This is a genomic window from Hydrogenophaga sp., assembly GCF_048549895.1.
Classification (GTDB): Bacteria; Pseudomonadota; Gammaproteobacteria; order Burkholderiales; family Burkholderiaceae_C; genus Hydrogenophaga.
On record NZ_JBLYYB010000196.1, the window covers coordinates 1 to 16179 of the forward strand.

The window sequence follows — 16179 nt, forward strand, 5'->3', positions numbered from 1 at the left end:
CGGTCACGATGAACCGACAACGGAGTCGGTCACGATGGGCCGAAATCCTCGGTCACGATACCGAAACCAGCGGTCACGTTGGTCCGAAATACCCAGCTTGCCGGACGCGAAGCCATCCTTCAAGACGCGCAGACAGCCATTCAACGGGCGCTGTTGGGCAAGCCAAGCCGCTCACAGATGTTGCTTGGCCTGCGTGGCGTTGGAAAGACGGTGCTGCTGAACAAAATCGAAGAGATGGCCGAAGCCGCCGGGCACATCACATCCTCGATCGAAGCGCCGGAGGGGAAGGCGCTCAGTGAGTTGCTCGTACCAAAAATCAATCAAGCCTTGCGCAAACTCTCGACTTCGCAGAACGCGAAGGCCAAGGCCCATCAGGCTCTTCGGGCACTTCGCTCGTTCGCCTCTGCGTTCAAGCTCTCATACGGAGATGCTTCAATTTCAGTTGATCCGGAAGTCGGGGTGGCGGACAGCGGAGACATGGAGGCGGACCTGCCCGAACTGTTTGTGCGCGTAGGGGAGGCTGCAAAAGCCGCCGGTAAGGCCTGGACGCTTCTCATTGACGAAGTTCAGTACCTGCGCTCGGCAGATCTGGCGGCTCTGATCGTCGCTTTGCACAAGATCAACCAGAGAGATTTACCGGTTTTGTTCTTCGGTGCAGGGTTGCCACAGGTTGCAGCGTTTTCTGGCGATGCGAAATCCTACGCTGAGCGGCTCTTTCACTACCCGGCGGTTGGCGCACTTGTGGGGGCGGATGCGGCGATCGCCATCAGGCAGCCCATCGAGGATGAGGGTGAGCACATTGACGATGGAGCGATCAGAGACATCTTGGCAAAGACCCATGGTTACCCCTACTTTTTGCAGGAGTGGGGCTATCAGTGCTGGAACCTCGCCCAGGGACCGCACATCCGGCTGGAGGACGCAGCGAAGGCGGCAGGAGAAGCGACGAAACGGCTGGACGAAGGCTTCTTCAAGGTGCGATTCGATCGCTTGACGCCTAAAGAGCGAGAGTATGTGATTGCAATGGCCAAACTTGGGGACGGACCATACAGGTCATCGGATGTCGCGGACGCATTGAAAGAAACCCATCAAAGCCTGGGCCCGCGGCGTGCGCAGATCATCAGCAAGGGAATGATCTACAGCCCATCGCATGGCGACATTGCGTTCACCGTTCCCATGTTCAACGAATACCTGATCCGCAATTACGTGGAGAAACCGAGCAAAGCGTAGCTGCGTGGTGCATGGCCCTTCGGAGACCCTCAGGTCCTGTACCCCGCATCCAGCTTCTCCACCTTCCTCAACAACGCCGGCCAGGCCAGCTGCGACCCCAGCCCCGCCGTGGCCACGCGCATCACATCCGCCATGCTGGCCAATATGGCGGGGTCGACCTGGGTGAGTTCGGTGCCGCCGGCCAGGGCGTCGATCTGGATGCGGCAGGTGTTCTCCAGTGTGTACATGGCCAGGAAGGCGTCGGGGATGGTTTTGCCCACGGTGAGCAGGCCGTGGTTGCGCAGCACAAGGTGGTTGGCTGTGCCCAGGTCGGCCTGCAGGCGCACCTTTTCTTCGGCCCGCAAGGCCACGCCTTCGTAGGCGTGGTACGCCAGCGAAGCCAGCACAAACGTGCTTTGCTGGCTGATGGGCAGGATGCCGGCTTTCTGCGCGCTCACGGCCACGCCGGCGCGCGAGTGGGTGTGCATGACGCAGCCGGCTTCGGGCCGCGCTTCGTGCACGGCGCTGTGGATCACAAAGCCGGCCGGGTTCACCGGGAAGGGCGAGTCGATGAGCTTGTTGCAGGCCATGTCGACCTTGACCAGACTGCTCGCCGTGATCTCGTCAAACATCAGGCCGTAGGGGTTGATGAGGAAGTGGTGCTCACCACCGGTGACCGAGTCGGGCAGCTTGGCGCTGATGTGGGTGAAGACCAGATCGCTCCAGCCGTAGGCCGCGACCAGCCGGTAACAGGCGGCGAGATCGCAACGCAGCGCCCATTCTTCGGCGCTGACGAGTTCTTTGAGGGAGGGGATGTGCATGGTGTGTCTCCTGGCGCGCCTCGGGCGGGCGCAAGCCCTGCACTGTATGCCGCTGGGGCGCGCCTGTCCTGTCCCAGCAAGGACAGAGGCGCCAGGCGGCTCATTTCTTCATGGCGCAGGTGTTGAAGCCCAGCAGGGCGTAGGGCGGGCACCAGCCCACCAGGCCGGTGAGCAGGGGCAGCACGCCGAGGTAGCCCCACCAGCCCACGGTGCCGGTGGCGGCCGCGGCAATCAAGGCCAGGCCGATGGTGATGCGAAGGATGCGGTCGATGCCGCCGACGTTGTGGGTCATGGTGTGTCTCCTGTGAAGCGACATGCAAACCCGGCCTGGAGCAGCCGGGCCTTGATTGGGCGCTTGCTGGAGCTGGTGTGCCTTGACCTGCGTCAATGCGCCGCGAGGGGCTTCACGCCGGGCTGGGTGGCGCGCTCCAGCCGGGTCAGCCAGGTCATGGCGTGTTCGCGGTTGTCACCGCACATCTCGGGGCCGGGCGCGAGCGAGCTGCACACCGCCGGGCGCTCGGGCTGGCCGAACAGGCGGCAGCGCAACTCGGCGTCCAGCTGCGGGCAAGCGATGCCGGCCGGCTTGCCCAACGGCAGGCCAGGCAACGGGCTGCTGATCGACGGTGCGGTGCAGCAGGCGGCGCAGCCGGGGCGGCAGGCCAGGGCGGTTGAGACCATGCTGTCGCGCTCAGGCCCGCAGGCGCTGACCGGCCCACAGCACCTGGTCGACCACGCCGCGCACGGCGTTGCGCGCGGCCTCGGTGGATAGCTGACCATCGGGGTCGAAGGCTTCGCCCGCCCGGGACAGGGCAAACTGTTTTGGCGCCACCCAGCACTGCAAGTTCAGTAGCAGCGGAGTGAGGTGTGACAGGCTTCTCAGGCCGCCCAGAGCGCCCGGCGAGGCGCTGAGCAGGCCCACCACCTTGCCGGCAAACGGTTTGGTGCCGCTGGACCAGAGCGGGTCGCCCTTGATGGGGCTGGAGACCCAGTCGATGGTGTTTTTCAGGAGGGCGGTGTAGCTGCCGTTGTACTCGGGCGAAGCGATGATCCAGGCCGGGTGGGCGTGGAAGATCTCTTTGAGTTTGACGGCCGCGGCGGGTGTGCCACGTGCTTCCAGGTCGGCGTTGTAGATCGGCAGGTCGAAGTCGGCGAGTTCGAGGTGGGTGACCTGGGCGCCGGCGGTGCCGGCGTAAGTGGAGGCGGCGGTGGCGAGTTGTCGATTGAAGGATTTCGCGCGGGTGCTGCCGGCGAAGACGAGGAGGGGTAGGGGTGTGCTCATGCCGCGATTGTCGCGGCCTTCGCTCAGAACGTGCTGTCGAAGAAGTCGGGTGGTGGCGGCGGCGGTGAGGCGACCGGTGCCGCCGCGTTTGCTGGCGGGCAGCGGCGGCTGGCGAGACCCCAGGCCATCTGGAAGCGTTCCATGTTCAGGTCGCGGCTGAAGGTGACGGTGGTTCGGCCAAAGTTGTAGCCCACGCCCAGGTCCAGCCCGATGCGGCGGCCCTCGCCGGGGAAGAAGCTCACGCCCGCAGCCACCACCGGCCGGTTGCGGCGGTCGGACGACAGGATCTTGAAGGTGACGCCGGTGTCGCCGCCGAAGTTGTGGCTGATGCCGAACATGACGCCGGCGGCCTGTGCGTTGAAGCAGGCGAGTGCGGTGGAGCTGGCCAGGAGCCAGGTGGTTTTCATGGGGAGTCCTTCCTGTTGGTTGCCCGGGAATGGGCAGGTGTTCAGGTTAGGAAGGCGTGTGCGTGCGCACCATCCGGTCGGCGTGCTGGGCGCGGCGGGCGCCGGTGAGTGCTCGATGGCGGGCCGGGGCAGAAAAGGCCCAACGGTGGGACAATCCCGGGTTGCCCGGGGCGCCGGGCCAGCAGCACCCCGGAAGCGAAAACCACCATGTTGTACCCCCAGGAATTTGACGTCATCGTCGTCGGCGGCGGCCACGCCGGCACCGAAGCCGCGCTGGCGGCCGCCCGCATGGGGCAGCGCACATTGCTGTTGACCCACAACATCGAGACGCTGGGCCAGATGAGCTGCAACCCCAGCATCGGCGGCATCGGCAAGGGCCACCTGGTGAAAGAGGTGGACGCCATGGGCGGTGCGATGGCGCTGGCCACCGACGAGGGCGGCATCCAGTTCCGCATCCTGAACAGCTCCAAGGGCCCGGCCGTGCGCGCCACCCGCGCCCAGGCCGACCGCGTGCTCTACAAGGCCGCCATCCGCCGCATGCTGGAAAACCAGCCCAATTTGTGGCTCTTCCAGCAGGCGGTGGACGATTTGATGGTGGAAGGCGACCGCGTGGTGGGGGCCGTGACGCAAGTGGGCATCCGCTTCCGCAGCCGCACGGTGGTGTTGACGGCCGGCACTTTTCTGGACGGCAAGATCCACGTGGGGCTGAACAACTACGCCGCTGGCCGCGCGGGCGACCCGCCCGCCGTGTCGCTCTCGGCGCGGCTGAAAGAGCTGAAGCTGCCGCAAGGCCGCCTGAAAACCGGCACACCGCCGCGCCTGGACGGCCGCAGCATCGACTATTCGAAGTGCACCGAACAGCCCGGTGACGGCGTGCCCGGCGGCATGAATGCCGACCAGCCCGTGCCGGTGTTCAGCTTCATGGGCAACGTGGCCATGCACCCGGCGCAGGTGCCGTGCTGGATCACCCACACCAACGAGCGCACGCACGACATCATCCGCTCCGGCTTCGACCGCAGCCCCATGTTCACCGGCAAGATCGAGGGCGTGGGCCCGCGCTACTGCCCGAGCGTGGAAGACAAGATCAACCGCTTCGCCGACAAAGACAGCCACCAGATCTTTCTGGAGCCCGAGGGCCTGACCACGCACGAGGTTTACCCCAACGGCATCTCCACCAGCCTGCCGTTCGACATCCAGTACGAGCTGGTGCGCAGCATGAAGGGCCTGGAGAACGCGCACATCCTGCGGCCGGGCTACGCCATCGAATACGACTACTTCGACCCGCGCTCGCTCAAGAGCAGCTTCGAGACCAAGCAGATCCAGGGCCTGTTCTTCGCGGGCCAGATCAACGGCACCACCGGCTATGAGGAGGCGGCGGCGCAAGGCATGTTCGCCGGCATCAACGCGGCGCTGCAGTGCCGGGGTGAGGCGGCCTGGTTGCCCGGGCGCGATGAGGCCTATTTGGGCGTGCTGGTGGACGACCTCATTACCCAGGGCGTGACCGAGCCCTACCGCATGTTCACCAGCCGCGCCGAGTTCCGCCTGCAGCTGCGCGAAGACAACGCCGACATGCGCCTGACCGAAGCCGGCCGCCGCATGGGTCTGGTGGGGGACGCGCAGTGGGACGCTTTCTGCCGCAAGCGCGATGCGGTTTCACGTGAAACAGAGCGCCTGAAGGCGACCTGGGTGAATCCGCGCAGCCTGCCGGCGGCCGAGTCCGAGCGGGTGCTGGGCAAGGCCATTGAGCACGAGCACAACCTGTTTGATTTGTTGCGCCGGCCTGGCGTGGCGTATGCCGACCTCGTGGGGCTGGACGGCGGCAAGTACGTGGGCCCGGATGTTTCACGTGAAACACTGGGCGATCTGCTGGAGCCGGTGGTGGAGCAGGTGGAGATCGCGGCCAAGTACTCGGGCTACATCGACCGCCAGAAAAACGAGGTGGAGCGGGCGTCGCACTACGAGGGCCTGAAGCTGCCGGCCGACCTGGACTATTTGCAAGTGACGGCGCTGTCGTTTGAAGCCCGGCAGAAGCTGGCCAAGCACCGGCCCGAGACCTTGGGCCAGGCCTCGCGCATCTCGGGCATCACGCCCGCGAGCATCTCGCTGCTGCTGATCCACCTGAAAAAGGGTGGGTTCAAGGGTTTCGCCACACTGCCGGTTGCGGCGGACGCTGAGGCATGAGCGACTTGAGGACCACCCTGCAGGCCGGCCTGCAGTCGCTCCAGCTCGCGCTCGACGCGCGCCAGGTCGATCTGCTGCTCGAGTATTTGGGCCTGCTGCAGAAGTGGAACAAGGTCTACAACCTCACGGCCGTGCGCGACCCGGCCGAGATGATGACGCACCACCTGCTCGACAGCCTGGCCGCGATCACACCCTTGATCAGCCAAGTGGGCGATCAGCCGGTGAAGCTGCTGGATGTGGGTTCAGGTGGCGGCCTGCCCGGGGTGGTGATCGCCATCGCCTGTCCGCAGATCAGCGTGACCTGTGTGGACACGGTGGCCAAGAAGGCGGCCTTCATCCAGCAGGCGGCCGCCACGCTCAAGCTGCCCAATCTGCGCGGGCTGCACGCCCGGGTGGAAAGCCTCAACGCCTTGTCGGGGCAGGGCTACGACGTGGTGTGCTCGCGCGCTTTCGCCTCGCTGGTGGACTTCACCAACTGGTCCACGAGCGCTCTGAACGAGGGCGGCATCTGGATGGCCATGAAGGGCAAACACCCCGCTGACGAGCTGGCTACGCTGGCGTCCGAGGCGTGCGCGGTGGATGTGTTTCACGTGGAACAGCTTCGGGTGCCGGGGCTGGACGCCGAGCGCTGCATCGTCTGGATGCGCCCCGGGCCAGCGGCTGTGGCCTGAGCATCACAACGCGCCGGGCGCGCCGCTGGCGCTCAAACCCTTCACGTAAACTCGAACGTCCACTTTCCGGGGGTTCTCCATGTTCGGCATCGCAGACTACGGCGCTTTTGTCGCCGCCATCGTCGTCTTCCTGCTCATCCCCGGACCGGGCAATCTGGCGCTGATCACCTCCACCGGCAAGGGAGGCGTGCGCGGCGGGCTGGCCGCCACCTTCGGTGTGATCGTGGGCGACCAGGTGCTGATGTGGCTCGCGGTGGCCGGCGTGGCGGCCCTGCTGGCGGCGTACCCGGCGGCGTTCAGCGCGGTGCAGTGGCTGGGCGCGGCCTACCTGGCCTGGCTGGGCTGGAAGATGCTGACCGCCAAACCCGGCGACGCGCCGGTGCTCAACATCCTTCCGCGCCAGTATTTCCAGCAGGCCGCGGTCATCACCTTGCTCAACCCCAAGGCCATCGTCTTCTACATGGCCTTTTTCCCGTTGTTCGTGGACCCGACCCGCCACCAGGGCCTGATCACCTTCGGCGCCATGGCCACCACCGTGGCGGTGCTCACGTTTCTGTACGGCTTGGCGGCGGTGCTGCTCACCCACTTTCTGGCCGAGCGCATGCGCGCCAATCCGGTCATCGGCCGGGCGCTGGAGAAGCTTGCCGGGGTTTTCCTCATCGGTTTCGGCATCAAGCTGGCCATCTCGAAGTAAGCACCGATGGCCAAGATTTTCTGCATTGCCAACCAAAAAGGCGGCGTTGGCAAAACGACAACCACCGTCAATCTGGCCGCCGGCCTGGCCAAGGTGGGCCAGCGCGTGTTGATGATTGATCTCGATCCGCAGGGCAACGCGACCATGGGCTCGGGCGTGGACAAGCGGCAGATGGCGCTCTCGGTCTACGACGTGCTGCTGGAGTCCGCCTCGGTGGCGGAAGCCGCGGTCTACTCGGAAAAGTGCGGCTACCACGTGCTCGGTGCCAACCGCGAGCTGGCCGGCGCCGAGGTGGAACTGGTCGAGGTGGAGCGGCGCGAGAAGCGCCTGAAGACCGCGCTGGCCGAGGTGCTGGACAGCTACGACTTTGTGCTGATCGACTGCCCGCCCAGTTTGAGCATGCTCACCCTCAACGGCCTGTGCGCCGCGCACGGCGTGATCGTGCCCATGCAGTGCGAGTACTTCGCGCTCGAAGGCCTGACCGATCTGGTCAACACCATCAAGCAGGTGCACGCCAACCTCAACAAGGATCTCGCCATCATCGGCCTGTTGCGCGTCATGTTCGACCCGCGCATCACCCTGCAGCAGCAGGTGAGCGACCAGCTCAAGGCCCATTTCGGCGACAAGGTGTTCGACACGGTGATCCCGCGCAACGTGCGCCTGGCCGAAGCGCCGAGCTACGGTCTGCCGGGCGTGATCTTCGACCCGTCAGCCCGCGGCAGCCAGGCTTTCGTGGCGTTTGCCAAAGAAATGGTCGACCGCATCGACAAGTTGTGAACCCAGGTTGTTTCACGTGAATCCTCAGAACGTCCTCATCCTGCCCGGCTGGCAGAACAGCGGCCCCGAGCACTGGCAAAGCCGCTGGGAAGCCACCCACGGCTACCGCCGCGTGGACCAGCACGACTGGCTGCAGCCCCGGCGCGGTGACTGGATCGCCCGACTGGAGGAGGTGCTGTTCACCTGCAACACAGATGAAGATGGACCGGCCGTGCTCGTGGCCCACAGCCTGGGCTGCCTGCACGCCGCCGCCTGGGCCGCTCACTCACAGAACACCGCGCGCGTGAAGGCCGCGCTGCTGGTCGCACCCGGCGACGCCGAGCGCGAAGAGATGCGCCCGGTGCTGCCCAGCTGGTCGCCCATTCCCATGCAGCGCCTGCCGTTCCCCAGCGTGTTGGTGGGCAGCCGCAACGACCCGTATTGCAGCTTCGAGCGCGCGCAGGCCTTCGCCGCCGCCTGGGGCTCGCGCTTCGTCGACCTGGGCGAAGCCGGCCACATCAACGCCGAGTCCGGCCTGGGCGACTGGCCCGCTGGCCATGCGGTGCTCGCTGAACTCCTGAATCTCTGACACTCGAAAGACGACCCATGGTCACCAAAAAACCCAAGGGCCTCGGCCGTGGACTCGAAGCTCTGCTGGGCCCCAAAGTGGTCGACAGCGCACCGTCCGACCCGGACAGCCTGCCGTCGAACCTGCCGCTCACCGAGTTGGTGGCTGGCCAGTACCAGCCCCGCACCCACATGGACGAGGGCGCGCTGTACGAACTGGCCGAGAGCATCAAGGCCCAAGGGGTGATGCAGCCGATCCTGGTGCGCCAGCTCACCGCTGGCCCGAACGCCGGCAAGTACGAAATCATTGCCGGCGAGCGCCGTTTCCGAGCCTCCCGGTTGGCGGGGCTGGATTGGGTGCCGGTGCTGGTGCGCGACGTGCCCGACGAGTCGGCCGCGGCCATGGCGCTGATCGAAAACATCCAGCGCGAAGACCTCAATCCGCTGGAAGAGGCCCAGGGCCTGCAACGCCTGGTGAAAGAGTTTGGACTCACTCACGAACAGGCTGCGCAGGCCGTGGGCCGCTCGCGCAGCGCCGCCAGCAACCTGCTGCGCCTGCTGCAACTGGCCGAGCCAGTGCAGACCATGCTGATGGCGGGTGATCTCGACATGGGCCACGCGCGCGCGCTGCTGGCGCTGGACAAGGCCCATCAGATCACAGCGGGCAACCAGATCGCGGCGAAAAAGATGTCGGTGCGTGAGGCCGAGAGCCTGGTGAAAAAGCTCGGCGCCGAGTTCGCGCTGTCGCCGCAAAAGCTCAAGAAAGACAAGTCGCGCGACATCCGCCGCGTGGAAGAAGAGCTGGCCGATCTGCTGATGGCCGAGGTCGAGGTGCGGGTGAAAAAGCGCGTGAAGCGCCACGGCCGCATCGAGGAAATGGGCGAGATTGCCATCCAGTTCGGCTCGCTCGACGCGCTCAACGGCCTGATCGACAAGCTGCGCGGCGGGCACTGAGCGCGGCTCAGCCCCGGTTGAACGGCTCCATGCGGGGCGGTTCCGCTCGGCTTGCGGATCTCGGCCTTGCAGGTCGTTGCGTTGGTCGTCGGGCAGGGACGCCGGTGCGGGCGCCGGGTCAACCCGGGTGTTTGATCACCGTGGTCGGCCCGTTGACTCGCACCGACTCCATGCCGGCATGGCGCGCTGTCACCGTCTTGTACATCTGGCTGGTGCCGATGACCTGGTGGTTGGCGGCCTTGAGGTTGAAGTAGAAGCGACCATCCGATGCGTCGCTGTGTGTGTAAGCGGTATCCACGAGGCTGTTCTTCTGCACGGACGCGATGCCGTTGTCGGCACCAGCGCGCGAATCGTAGAGCTCGCTGCGCAGAATCACCTCGCCGTTTGCCGCTTTCAGGACAAACGAATGTTGGCCCTTGTCGTTCTTGTCCAGTTCGTACCAGCCTGCCATGTGACCTCCAGCATGTGATGAAAAGAGGGTCTCATCGTAGTCGGGACATGGCGGTTGTGCGGCCCTTGGCGCCGCAGGCTCGGCACCGCAGGCCGTGCCCGGTCAGACCCGAAAGCGGCTGTCGCGCAGGAAACCGATCAGCAAGCGGTTGCGCGCCAGCGCCATGCGCTCGGGCGCGCCGATGGCCATGATGTGCGAGCCGAACTTGGTCTGTGGTGTCCACATGGGCAACACACGCAGCAAGCGGCCGCTGGCCAGTTCGTCCTGGCACAGGTAGTCGGGCAGCAGCGCGATGCCCATCCCCGCCATGGCCGCCTCGGCCACGGCCTCGGGGTTGTCCACGTGGTAACGCCCACCCACGCGCACCTGCTGCAAGGCAAGGTCTGGCGCATCCTCCGAGGCCGGCAACAGGCTCCAAACGTCGTCGGCGCTGTCGCGCCAGTAGCACAGGCAGTTGTGGTCCCGCAGATCGTCGGGGGCGGAGGGCACGCCGTGGGCGGCGAGGTAGGCCGGTGAGGCGGCCAGCAGCCAGCCCACCGGTGCAATCTGCACCGCGCTGAGTTCCTGCAGGGAATGGGCGGTCCAGCGCAGGGCGACGTCGATGCGTTCGCCGCCGATGTCCAGCATGCGGTCCACCAGCTGCAGCTCCACCTCGATGGAGGGGTGCATGCGCAGGAACTCCGGCAACTGCTTGGCCAGCACGCGCTGCCCCCAGGACACCGGCGCCGTCATGCGGATGCGCCCACTCACCTCGGAGCGCAAGGCGCGCAGGCGCTCCTCGCCCGCCAGCATCTCGGCCAGCGCTCGGCGCGCGTACTCCACATAGGCTTCACCCGCCGGGGTCAGCGCCACCTTGCGCGTGGAGCGGCTGAACAAGGTGGCCTGCACCTTGTTCTCCAACTGGGCCACGCGCTTGCTCACCACGCTTTTGTCCATGCCCAGCTCATGGGCCGCGGCGCTCACGCTCAACCGGTCGGCCACCTTGAGAAAGGCCGTGAGCATGTCGGAGGAGATGGCGGCGGCGAGGGGCGAGGGCGTCACGATTGTTGCCAGATTGGACACAAACCGTTGGCAGTTGAGCAGATGCACCCGGCGAAGTCAATGCCTAGACTGCGCTCAGGTGACCCCTCGATCACCGCCCCAAAAACATTGGAGACAACATGCAGATTCACGCCGATCCGATCACCATCAACTGCCGCAAGGTGCTCGCGGGGCTGGACCTCATCGGCGCGCCCTACGAGCTGGTCCATGTGGACTACTTCAAGGGCGAGCAGAAGAGCGAGCCTTACATCGCGATCAACCCCAACGCCTCGGTGCCCGCCATGGTCCATGGCGACCTCGTGCTCTGGGAGTCCAACGCCATCCTGCAGTACGCCGCCGACCTGGTGGGCAACGCCGCCTGCTACCCCACCGACCTGCGCCAGCGCGCCGACGTCAACCGCTGGCTGCTCTGGGAGTCCTCCAGCTGGTTCCCGAGCTGCTACGTCTACCTGGTTGAAAACTGCGTCAAGCCCCTGCTCGGCGGGCAGCCCGATGCGACCGTGCTGGAGACCAACGCCGCGCAGTTCCACAAGCTCGCCGACATCCTGGAAAAACGCCTCGAAGGTCGCCAGTGGATCGTGGGCAATGGCCCCACCATCGCCGACATCGCGCTGGCCGCGCCCATGCACCTGCACGGCTGGCAGCGCCTCCCGCTGGGCGAGCACCCCGACCTGCGCCGCTGGCTCACCGAGAGCGTCGAGCGGCTGCCCAGCTGGCAAAAAACCTGGGTGGGCGAAGGTTTCACCACCCAACAATGAACCCCGATTGACCATGCAGAAACCGATGACCGCAACCCCTCCCGTTCGAGCGACCCTCAACTACTCGGTCGACAACGGCATCCCGCCGGACTACTACTTCTACGAGCCCGACCCCGGCACCGTGCTCAACCCGCCGGGGACCGACCTGCAGGAGGTCAGCATCCACGACGCCTGGCCCGAGCGCGAGCGCCTGTCGCTCGACAGGGAGGGTTTCGAGCTGCACGACTTCGGCGCTGAGTTTGCACAGTTCGAGGACGATGCCGCTGTGGTCTCGGCGTTCTACCCGCAGGTGGTGGACTTCGTGAAGCGCCACACCGGCGCGCGCCGCGTGGAGGTGTTCGACCACACCATCCGCAAGCGCCTGCCGGCCGACCTCAAGGCCCAGACCACGGTGCAGCGCCCGGCCGTGCTGCTGGTGCACAGCGACTACACCGTCAACAGCGGACCGCAGCGGGTGCGCGACATCCTGCCCGACGAGGCCGACGACTTGCTGCAGCGCCGGGTGGCCTTCTTCAACGTGTGGAAGCCGCTCTACCGCCGCGTGGAAGAACTGCCGCTGGCCATGTGCGACGCCTCCACACACGACGAAGGCGACATGCTGCGCATGGACCTCAAGTACCGCGAGCGCACTGGCGAGATCTACGTGATGCGCCATTCACCGCGCCACCGCTGGCTCTACTTCCCGCAGATGGAAGCGCACCAGGCGCTGCTGCTCAAGACCTACGACGCCGCCACCGATGGCCGTTGCCGCTTCATGGGCCACACCGCGTTCGAGCACCCGGACACCGCGCCCGACGCGCCCAAGCGCGAGAGCATCGAGGTGCGGACGATGGCGTTCTTCTGAAGCGGCCCGCACGCGCAGGCCGGCGACTCAGATCGGGAAGATCTTCCCCGGATTCATGATGTTGTCCGGGTCCAAGGCGCGCTTGATGGTGCGCATCATGTCCACCGCGCCCGCACCGGCTTCGGTGAGCAGGAAGTCCATCTTGTGCAGGCCCACGCCGTGCTCGCCGGTGCAGGTGCCTTCCAGGCTGAGCGCGCGCGCCACGAGCTGGTGGTTGAGCTGCTCGGCCAGGGTGTGTTCTTCGGGTTTGGTCGGGTCGATCAAATAGCCGAAGTGGAAGTTGCCGTCGCCCACATGGCCGACCAGGAAGTAGGGCAGGCCGGCCGCGTCGGCCTCCAGCACCGAGTCCAGCAGGCAGTCGGCGAGTTTGCTGATGGGCACGCAGGTGTCGGTGGAAATCGCGCGGCAGCCGGGCTTGCTCTGGATGGCGGCGAAGTAGGCGTTGTGCCGCGCGGTCCACAGGCGGGTGCGCTCTTCGGGGGTGTCGGCCCATTCGAAGGCCTGGCCACCGAAATCGGCCGCGATTTCCTGCACCGTCTCGGCCTGTTCCTTCACGCTCGCGGGCGAGCCGTGGAACTCCATCAGCAGCATGTTTTCTTCGCGCAGGCCGAGCTTGCTGTGCGCGTTGACCATGCGCACCGTGTTGTGGTCGATCAGCTCGCAGCGCGCGATCGGCACGCCGAGCTGGATCACCTGGATCACGGTGCGCACGGCGGCTTCGATGGTGGGGAAGGAGCAGGTCGCGGCCGAGATCGCCTCGGGCAGCGGGTAGAGCTTGAGCGTCACTTCCGTGATGACGCCCAGCGTGCCTTCGCTGCCCACCATCAGGCGCGTGAGGTCGTAGCCGGCCGATGATTTTTTGGCGCGCGTGCCGGTGCGGATGACCTCGCCCTGGGCGGTGACCACTTCGAGCGCCAGCACGTTCTCGCGCATGGTGCCGTAGCGCACCGCGTTCGTGCCGCTGGCGCGTGTGGCCGACATGCCGCCGATGGACGCGTCTGCACCCGGGTCGATCGGAAAGAACAGGCCTTCGCTCTTCACCGCTTCGTTCACCGCCTTGCGTGTCACGCCGGGTTGCACCGTCACAGTGAGGTCTTCGGCGTTGATGGCCAGCACGCTGTTCATGCGGCTCACGTCGATGCTGATACCGCCCTGCACCGCGAGCAGGTGGCCTTCGAGCGAGGAGCCCACGCCGAACGGGATCACCGGCACGCGGTATTGCGCCGCCAGCTTCACCGCGTCGGCCACGTCTTGTGTGCTTTGCGCGAACACCACGGCGGCCGGCGGTGGCACCTCATAAACCGACTCGTCGCGCCCGTGCTGCTCGCGCACCACCAGGGCGGTCGAACACTGCGCGCCAAAGCGGGCCTGCAAGGCCGCGATCAACTCGGGTGGCACCACGCGCTGGTGCACTTGCGGGGCGAGGTGGCTGTGGGCGGTGGGGGCGTTCATGGGGCAGTCTCCGGCTGTTTTGTGCAGCCGGTCAGTTTAAGCCCGGCAGCCCCGGGCGCGGGGTCTTGTGCGAGCGTGCTCAGGTGCGGGCTTTCCCGGCTTGCAGCAGAGCGGCCGGGGTGCGGTTGATTCGCGTGTTGCCGGTGGTGCTGCTGTGACCGGAGGCGCCCGTGAGGCTGGTGGCCTGCCCGGTGATGCGCGCTGCGTGGCTGATGGGTGTGCTGGCCATGCCGGCCAGGCCCAGGGTGCAGGCGGCGATCAGTTGCACGCTGCGGGCTTCGAAGTCGGCGAGTCGTTGTCGGCGTTGCGTCATCGGGGTCTCCTGAGAGTGGAACAGGGGGCCATTAGCGCTGGCATCCGCATCCTGAGCCAGCAGTTTTGCCCGCTGTTGCCTCGCGGACAACTCGCTTGCCTCAGACACATTTCCCTGCACCCCGTTACGGCACCTCAAAGTTGCACAATCCGGCAACCCCCAATCAATTCAAGGACCCCCCATGGGCAACCGCCTCACCCAGATCGCCACCCGCACCGGCGACGCCGGCACCACCGGCCTGGGCGACAACACCCGCGTCTCCAAGAACAGCCTGCGCGTGCACGCCATGGGCGATGTGGACGAACTCAACTCCCACATCGGCGTGCTGCTCTGCGAAGACATGGCACCCGATGTGCGCACGGTGCTGGTGGAGATTCAGCACCAGCTCTTCAACCTGGGTGGTGAGCTCTCCATTCCCGGCTACGAGCTGCTCAAGCCCGAGGCCGTGCTCGCGCTCGACGAAGCCCTGGCCACCTACAACGAAACCCTGCCGCGCCTGCAGGAGTTCATCCTGCCCGCCGGCTCGCGCGCGGCCAGCCAGGCCCACGTGTGCCGAACCGTGGCTCGCCGCGCCGAGCGCGCGGTGGTGGCCCTGGGCAACGAAGAAGCCCTGAAGGACACGCCGCGCCAGTACCTCAACCGCCTGAGCGACCTCATGTTCGTGCTGGCCCGCGTGCTCAACCGCATGAACGGCGGCGACGACGTGTACTGGAAGAGCGAGCGCATGGCCCAGGGTGCGGCCGAATGAAAGCCGCGCTGATCACGGCGGCTTGCTGTGTGGGCGCAGCGTTGCCGTTTGCCGCCTCGGCACAAACCAAAGCGCCGCCCAAGGCCGCTGCTCAGGCCAGCGAAGTCACGCTTGTTTGTGAAGCCGTCTACCTGCCCGCGCGCACCACCTGGACCCGCACGGTGAGCATCGCCTACGACAAGAAGCGCGTGCGTTCGGTGCAGATCGACGGCGTGCCGGTCTACACCTTCGCGATCCAGGAGACGGTGATCCTCACCGCCATCGACAACGAACGCATCCAGATCGACACGGCAGCGCAGACCTGGAGCAGCGACTTCCGGGGGCAGGCGACGGCGATGGGGCGGTGCGAGCGGGTTTGAGGCACCGCGCGCCCGCACTTCGTCAGGCAGATGTCAAGGCAACAGCGCGGGTCGGAAAAGCCTTCAGAAGCTTCTTGTCCATCGTCACGAGCCTGGCTCCGAGCTTTTCGGCCAGTGCGATGAATTCACAGTCGTACGCTGAGCAGTCGCTGCCGCGAACCAATTCAAGAACGCTTCTCGAGTCGACTTCGTACTCGCGGCCTGCCAGCAGGTCCTCGGCTTCCTCTTGCAGCGCAACGGTCTGCTCAAAGGTGAGGCTCTTGCGCCGCAGGTAGCCAGCAAGAATGTTGCGGAACTCGCTGCGCCAAAGAAGGGGTGCAGCCCACGCCGGGTCGTTGTTGAACAGGGCTTCTGCGGCCTCCGTGAACTCCCCGGGCAAATACAGGTAGGCCAGCACGTTCGAATCGACAACGATCATGCGCGCCCTTCGCGCTTCAGCGGGTCGATGTCACGGGCGTGGAACCGGGCGGATTTCAGCGTTGCCCGGAGCTCACGTGCGCGGCCCAGCCGCTCTGCGGGTGTGATCTCGGTGGGTACCAGCATGGCCTCCAGGCACACGATGGCTTCGCTGTTCATGCTGCGCCGGTGCAGCTCGGCAGAGGCCTTCAGACGGGTGTACACCGCGTCAGGAATGTTTTTCAGGGTCAGGGTCGTGGGCATGGTGGGAGCCTCCATAA

Annotated in this window: 22 protein-coding genes; 11 read left to right on the forward strand and 11 right to left on the reverse strand. The window is 66.0% G+C overall.

Going from position 1 to position 16179, the window contains the following annotated elements:
* The first annotated feature begins 78 nt into the window (after positions 1-78).
* Positions 79-1227, forward strand: a complete 1149-nt coding sequence (locus ACN4F8_RS18360; protein WP_419474894.1) for an ATP-binding protein — start codon at positions 79-81, stop codon at positions 1225-1227.
* A gap of 29 nt (positions 1228-1256) precedes the next feature.
* On the opposite strand, the gene ACN4F8_RS18365 is transcribed toward ACN4F8_RS18360, so the two are convergent.
* The 5 genes from ACN4F8_RS18365 to ACN4F8_RS18385 all read right to left on the reverse strand — a co-directional run bounded on the left by ACN4F8_RS18365 (position 1257) and on the right by ACN4F8_RS18385 (position 3713).
* Positions 1257-2027 (reverse strand): class II aldolase/adducin family protein, encoded by a 771-nt coding sequence (locus tag ACN4F8_RS18365; protein ID WP_419474895.1) that lies wholly within the window; start codon positions 2025-2027, stop codon positions 1257-1259.
* 100 nt (positions 2028-2127) lie between these two features.
* On the reverse strand, positions 2128-2319 hold the full coding sequence (locus ACN4F8_RS18370) for a YgaP family membrane protein (protein WP_419474896.1): 192 nt from the start codon (positions 2317-2319) through the stop codon (positions 2128-2130).
* A gap of 92 nt (positions 2320-2411) precedes the next feature.
* Positions 2412-2705 (reverse strand): YkgJ family cysteine cluster protein, encoded by a 294-nt coding sequence (locus tag ACN4F8_RS18375; RefSeq protein ID WP_419474897.1) that lies wholly within the window; start codon positions 2703-2705, stop codon positions 2412-2414.
* A gap of 10 nt (positions 2706-2715) precedes the next feature.
* Positions 2716-3306 carry an NADPH-dependent FMN reductase gene (locus ACN4F8_RS18380; RefSeq protein ID WP_419474898.1) on the reverse strand — a complete coding sequence of 197 codons (591 nt, stop codon included), beginning with the start codon at positions 3304-3306 and terminating at the stop codon, positions 2716-2718.
* A gap of 23 nt (positions 3307-3329) precedes the next feature.
* Positions 3330-3713, reverse strand: coding sequence for a hypothetical protein (locus tag ACN4F8_RS18385; RefSeq protein WP_419474899.1), 384 nt, complete (start codon positions 3711-3713; stop codon positions 3330-3332).
* A gap of 207 nt (positions 3714-3920) precedes the next feature.
* Between ACN4F8_RS18385 and mnmG the strand changes: the two genes are divergently transcribed.
* From mnmG to ACN4F8_RS18415, 6 genes are all read left to right on the forward strand, one after another.
* Positions 3921-5894, forward strand: coding sequence for a tRNA uridine-5-carboxymethylaminomethyl(34) synthesis enzyme MnmG (gene mnmG / locus ACN4F8_RS18390; protein ID WP_419474900.1), 1974 nt, complete (start codon positions 3921-3923; stop codon positions 5892-5894).
* Positions 5891-6565: a 16S rRNA (guanine(527)-N(7))-methyltransferase RsmG gene (gene rsmG / locus ACN4F8_RS18395; RefSeq protein WP_419474901.1), complete on the forward strand. Its 675-nt coding sequence runs from the start codon at positions 5891-5893 to the stop codon at positions 6563-6565. Before mnmG ends, rsmG begins: the two co-directional genes overlap by 4 nt.
* A gap of 79 nt (positions 6566-6644) precedes the next feature.
* Positions 6645-7259 (forward strand): LysE family transporter, encoded by a 615-nt coding sequence (locus ACN4F8_RS18400; protein ID WP_419474902.1) that lies wholly within the window; start codon positions 6645-6647, stop codon positions 7257-7259.
* A gap of 6 nt (positions 7260-7265) precedes the next feature.
* On the forward strand, positions 7266-8036 hold the full coding sequence (locus ACN4F8_RS18405) for a ParA family protein (RefSeq protein WP_419474903.1): 771 nt from the start codon (positions 7266-7268) through the stop codon (positions 8034-8036).
* Positions 8037-8052: 16 nt separating this feature from the next.
* Positions 8053-8604 carry an RBBP9/YdeN family alpha/beta hydrolase gene (locus tag ACN4F8_RS18410; RefSeq protein ID WP_419474904.1) on the forward strand — a complete coding sequence of 184 codons (552 nt, stop codon included), beginning with the start codon at positions 8053-8055 and terminating at the stop codon, positions 8602-8604.
* Positions 8605-8621: 17 nt separating this feature from the next.
* Positions 8622-9536 (forward strand): ParB/RepB/Spo0J family partition protein, encoded by a 915-nt coding sequence (locus ACN4F8_RS18415; protein ID WP_419474905.1) that lies wholly within the window; start codon positions 8622-8624, stop codon positions 9534-9536.
* A 118-nt stretch (positions 9537-9654) separates the two neighbouring features.
* Here the strand turns inward: ACN4F8_RS18415 and ACN4F8_RS18420 are convergent, their stop codons facing one another.
* Together ACN4F8_RS18420 and ACN4F8_RS18425 are read right to left on the reverse strand one after the other, a co-directional pair.
* Positions 9655-9987: a YegP family protein gene (locus ACN4F8_RS18420; protein ID WP_419474906.1), complete on the reverse strand. Its 333-nt coding sequence runs from the start codon at positions 9985-9987 to the stop codon at positions 9655-9657.
* Positions 9988-10089: 102 nt separating this feature from the next.
* Positions 10090-11028 carry a LysR family transcriptional regulator gene (locus ACN4F8_RS18425; protein WP_419474907.1) on the reverse strand — a complete coding sequence of 313 codons (939 nt, stop codon included), beginning with the start codon at positions 11026-11028 and terminating at the stop codon, positions 10090-10092.
* Positions 11029-11147: 119 nt separating this feature from the next.
* Between ACN4F8_RS18425 and ACN4F8_RS18430 the strand changes: the two genes are divergently transcribed.
* Together ACN4F8_RS18430 and ACN4F8_RS18435 are read left to right on the forward strand one after the other, a co-directional pair.
* Entirely contained in the window at positions 11148-11786 is a 639-nt protein-coding gene (locus tag ACN4F8_RS18430; RefSeq protein ID WP_419474908.1) for a glutathione S-transferase family protein, read from the forward strand.
* A gap of 25 nt (positions 11787-11811) precedes the next feature.
* The gene (locus ACN4F8_RS18435; RefSeq protein ID WP_419474909.1) at positions 11812-12630 is read left to right on the forward strand and encodes a CmcJ/NvfI family oxidoreductase; all 819 of its coding nucleotides are present in this window, start codon (positions 11812-11814) and stop codon (positions 12628-12630) included.
* A gap of 27 nt (positions 12631-12657) precedes the next feature.
* On the opposite strand, the gene ACN4F8_RS18440 is transcribed toward ACN4F8_RS18435, so the two are convergent.
* Both ACN4F8_RS18440 and ACN4F8_RS18445 read right to left on the reverse strand, forming a co-directional pair.
* On the reverse strand, positions 12658-14082 hold the full coding sequence (locus tag ACN4F8_RS18440; RefSeq protein WP_419474910.1) for an FAD-binding oxidoreductase: 1425 nt from the start codon (positions 14080-14082) through the stop codon (positions 12658-12660).
* A gap of 79 nt (positions 14083-14161) precedes the next feature.
* Positions 14162-14395, reverse strand: coding sequence for a hypothetical protein (locus tag ACN4F8_RS18445; protein ID WP_419474911.1), 234 nt, complete (start codon positions 14393-14395; stop codon positions 14162-14164).
* 181 nt (positions 14396-14576) lie between these two features.
* Between ACN4F8_RS18445 and ACN4F8_RS18450 the strand changes: the two genes are divergently transcribed.
* Together ACN4F8_RS18450 and ACN4F8_RS18455 are read left to right on the forward strand one after the other, a co-directional pair.
* Positions 14577-15143 carry a cob(I)yrinic acid a,c-diamide adenosyltransferase gene (locus tag ACN4F8_RS18450; protein ID WP_419474912.1) on the forward strand — a complete coding sequence of 189 codons (567 nt, stop codon included), beginning with the start codon at positions 14577-14579 and terminating at the stop codon, positions 15141-15143.
* On the forward strand, positions 15140-15502 hold the full coding sequence (locus ACN4F8_RS18455) for a hypothetical protein (RefSeq protein WP_419474913.1): 363 nt from the start codon (positions 15140-15142) through the stop codon (positions 15500-15502). Before ACN4F8_RS18450 ends, ACN4F8_RS18455 begins: the two co-directional genes overlap by 4 nt.
* A 22-nt stretch (positions 15503-15524) precedes the next feature.
* Here ACN4F8_RS18455 and ACN4F8_RS18460 read toward each other — a convergent pair whose 3' ends face one another.
* Positions 15525-15920, reverse strand: a complete 396-nt coding sequence (locus tag ACN4F8_RS18460; protein ID WP_419474914.1) for a type II toxin-antitoxin system VapC family toxin — start codon at positions 15918-15920, stop codon at positions 15525-15527.
* Positions 15917-16179, reverse strand: a 263-nt coding sequence (locus ACN4F8_RS18465; protein WP_419474915.1) for a FitA-like ribbon-helix-helix domain-containing protein, incomplete at its 5' end; no start/stop codon positions are given. The genes ACN4F8_RS18465 and ACN4F8_RS18460, both read right to left, overlap by 4 nt.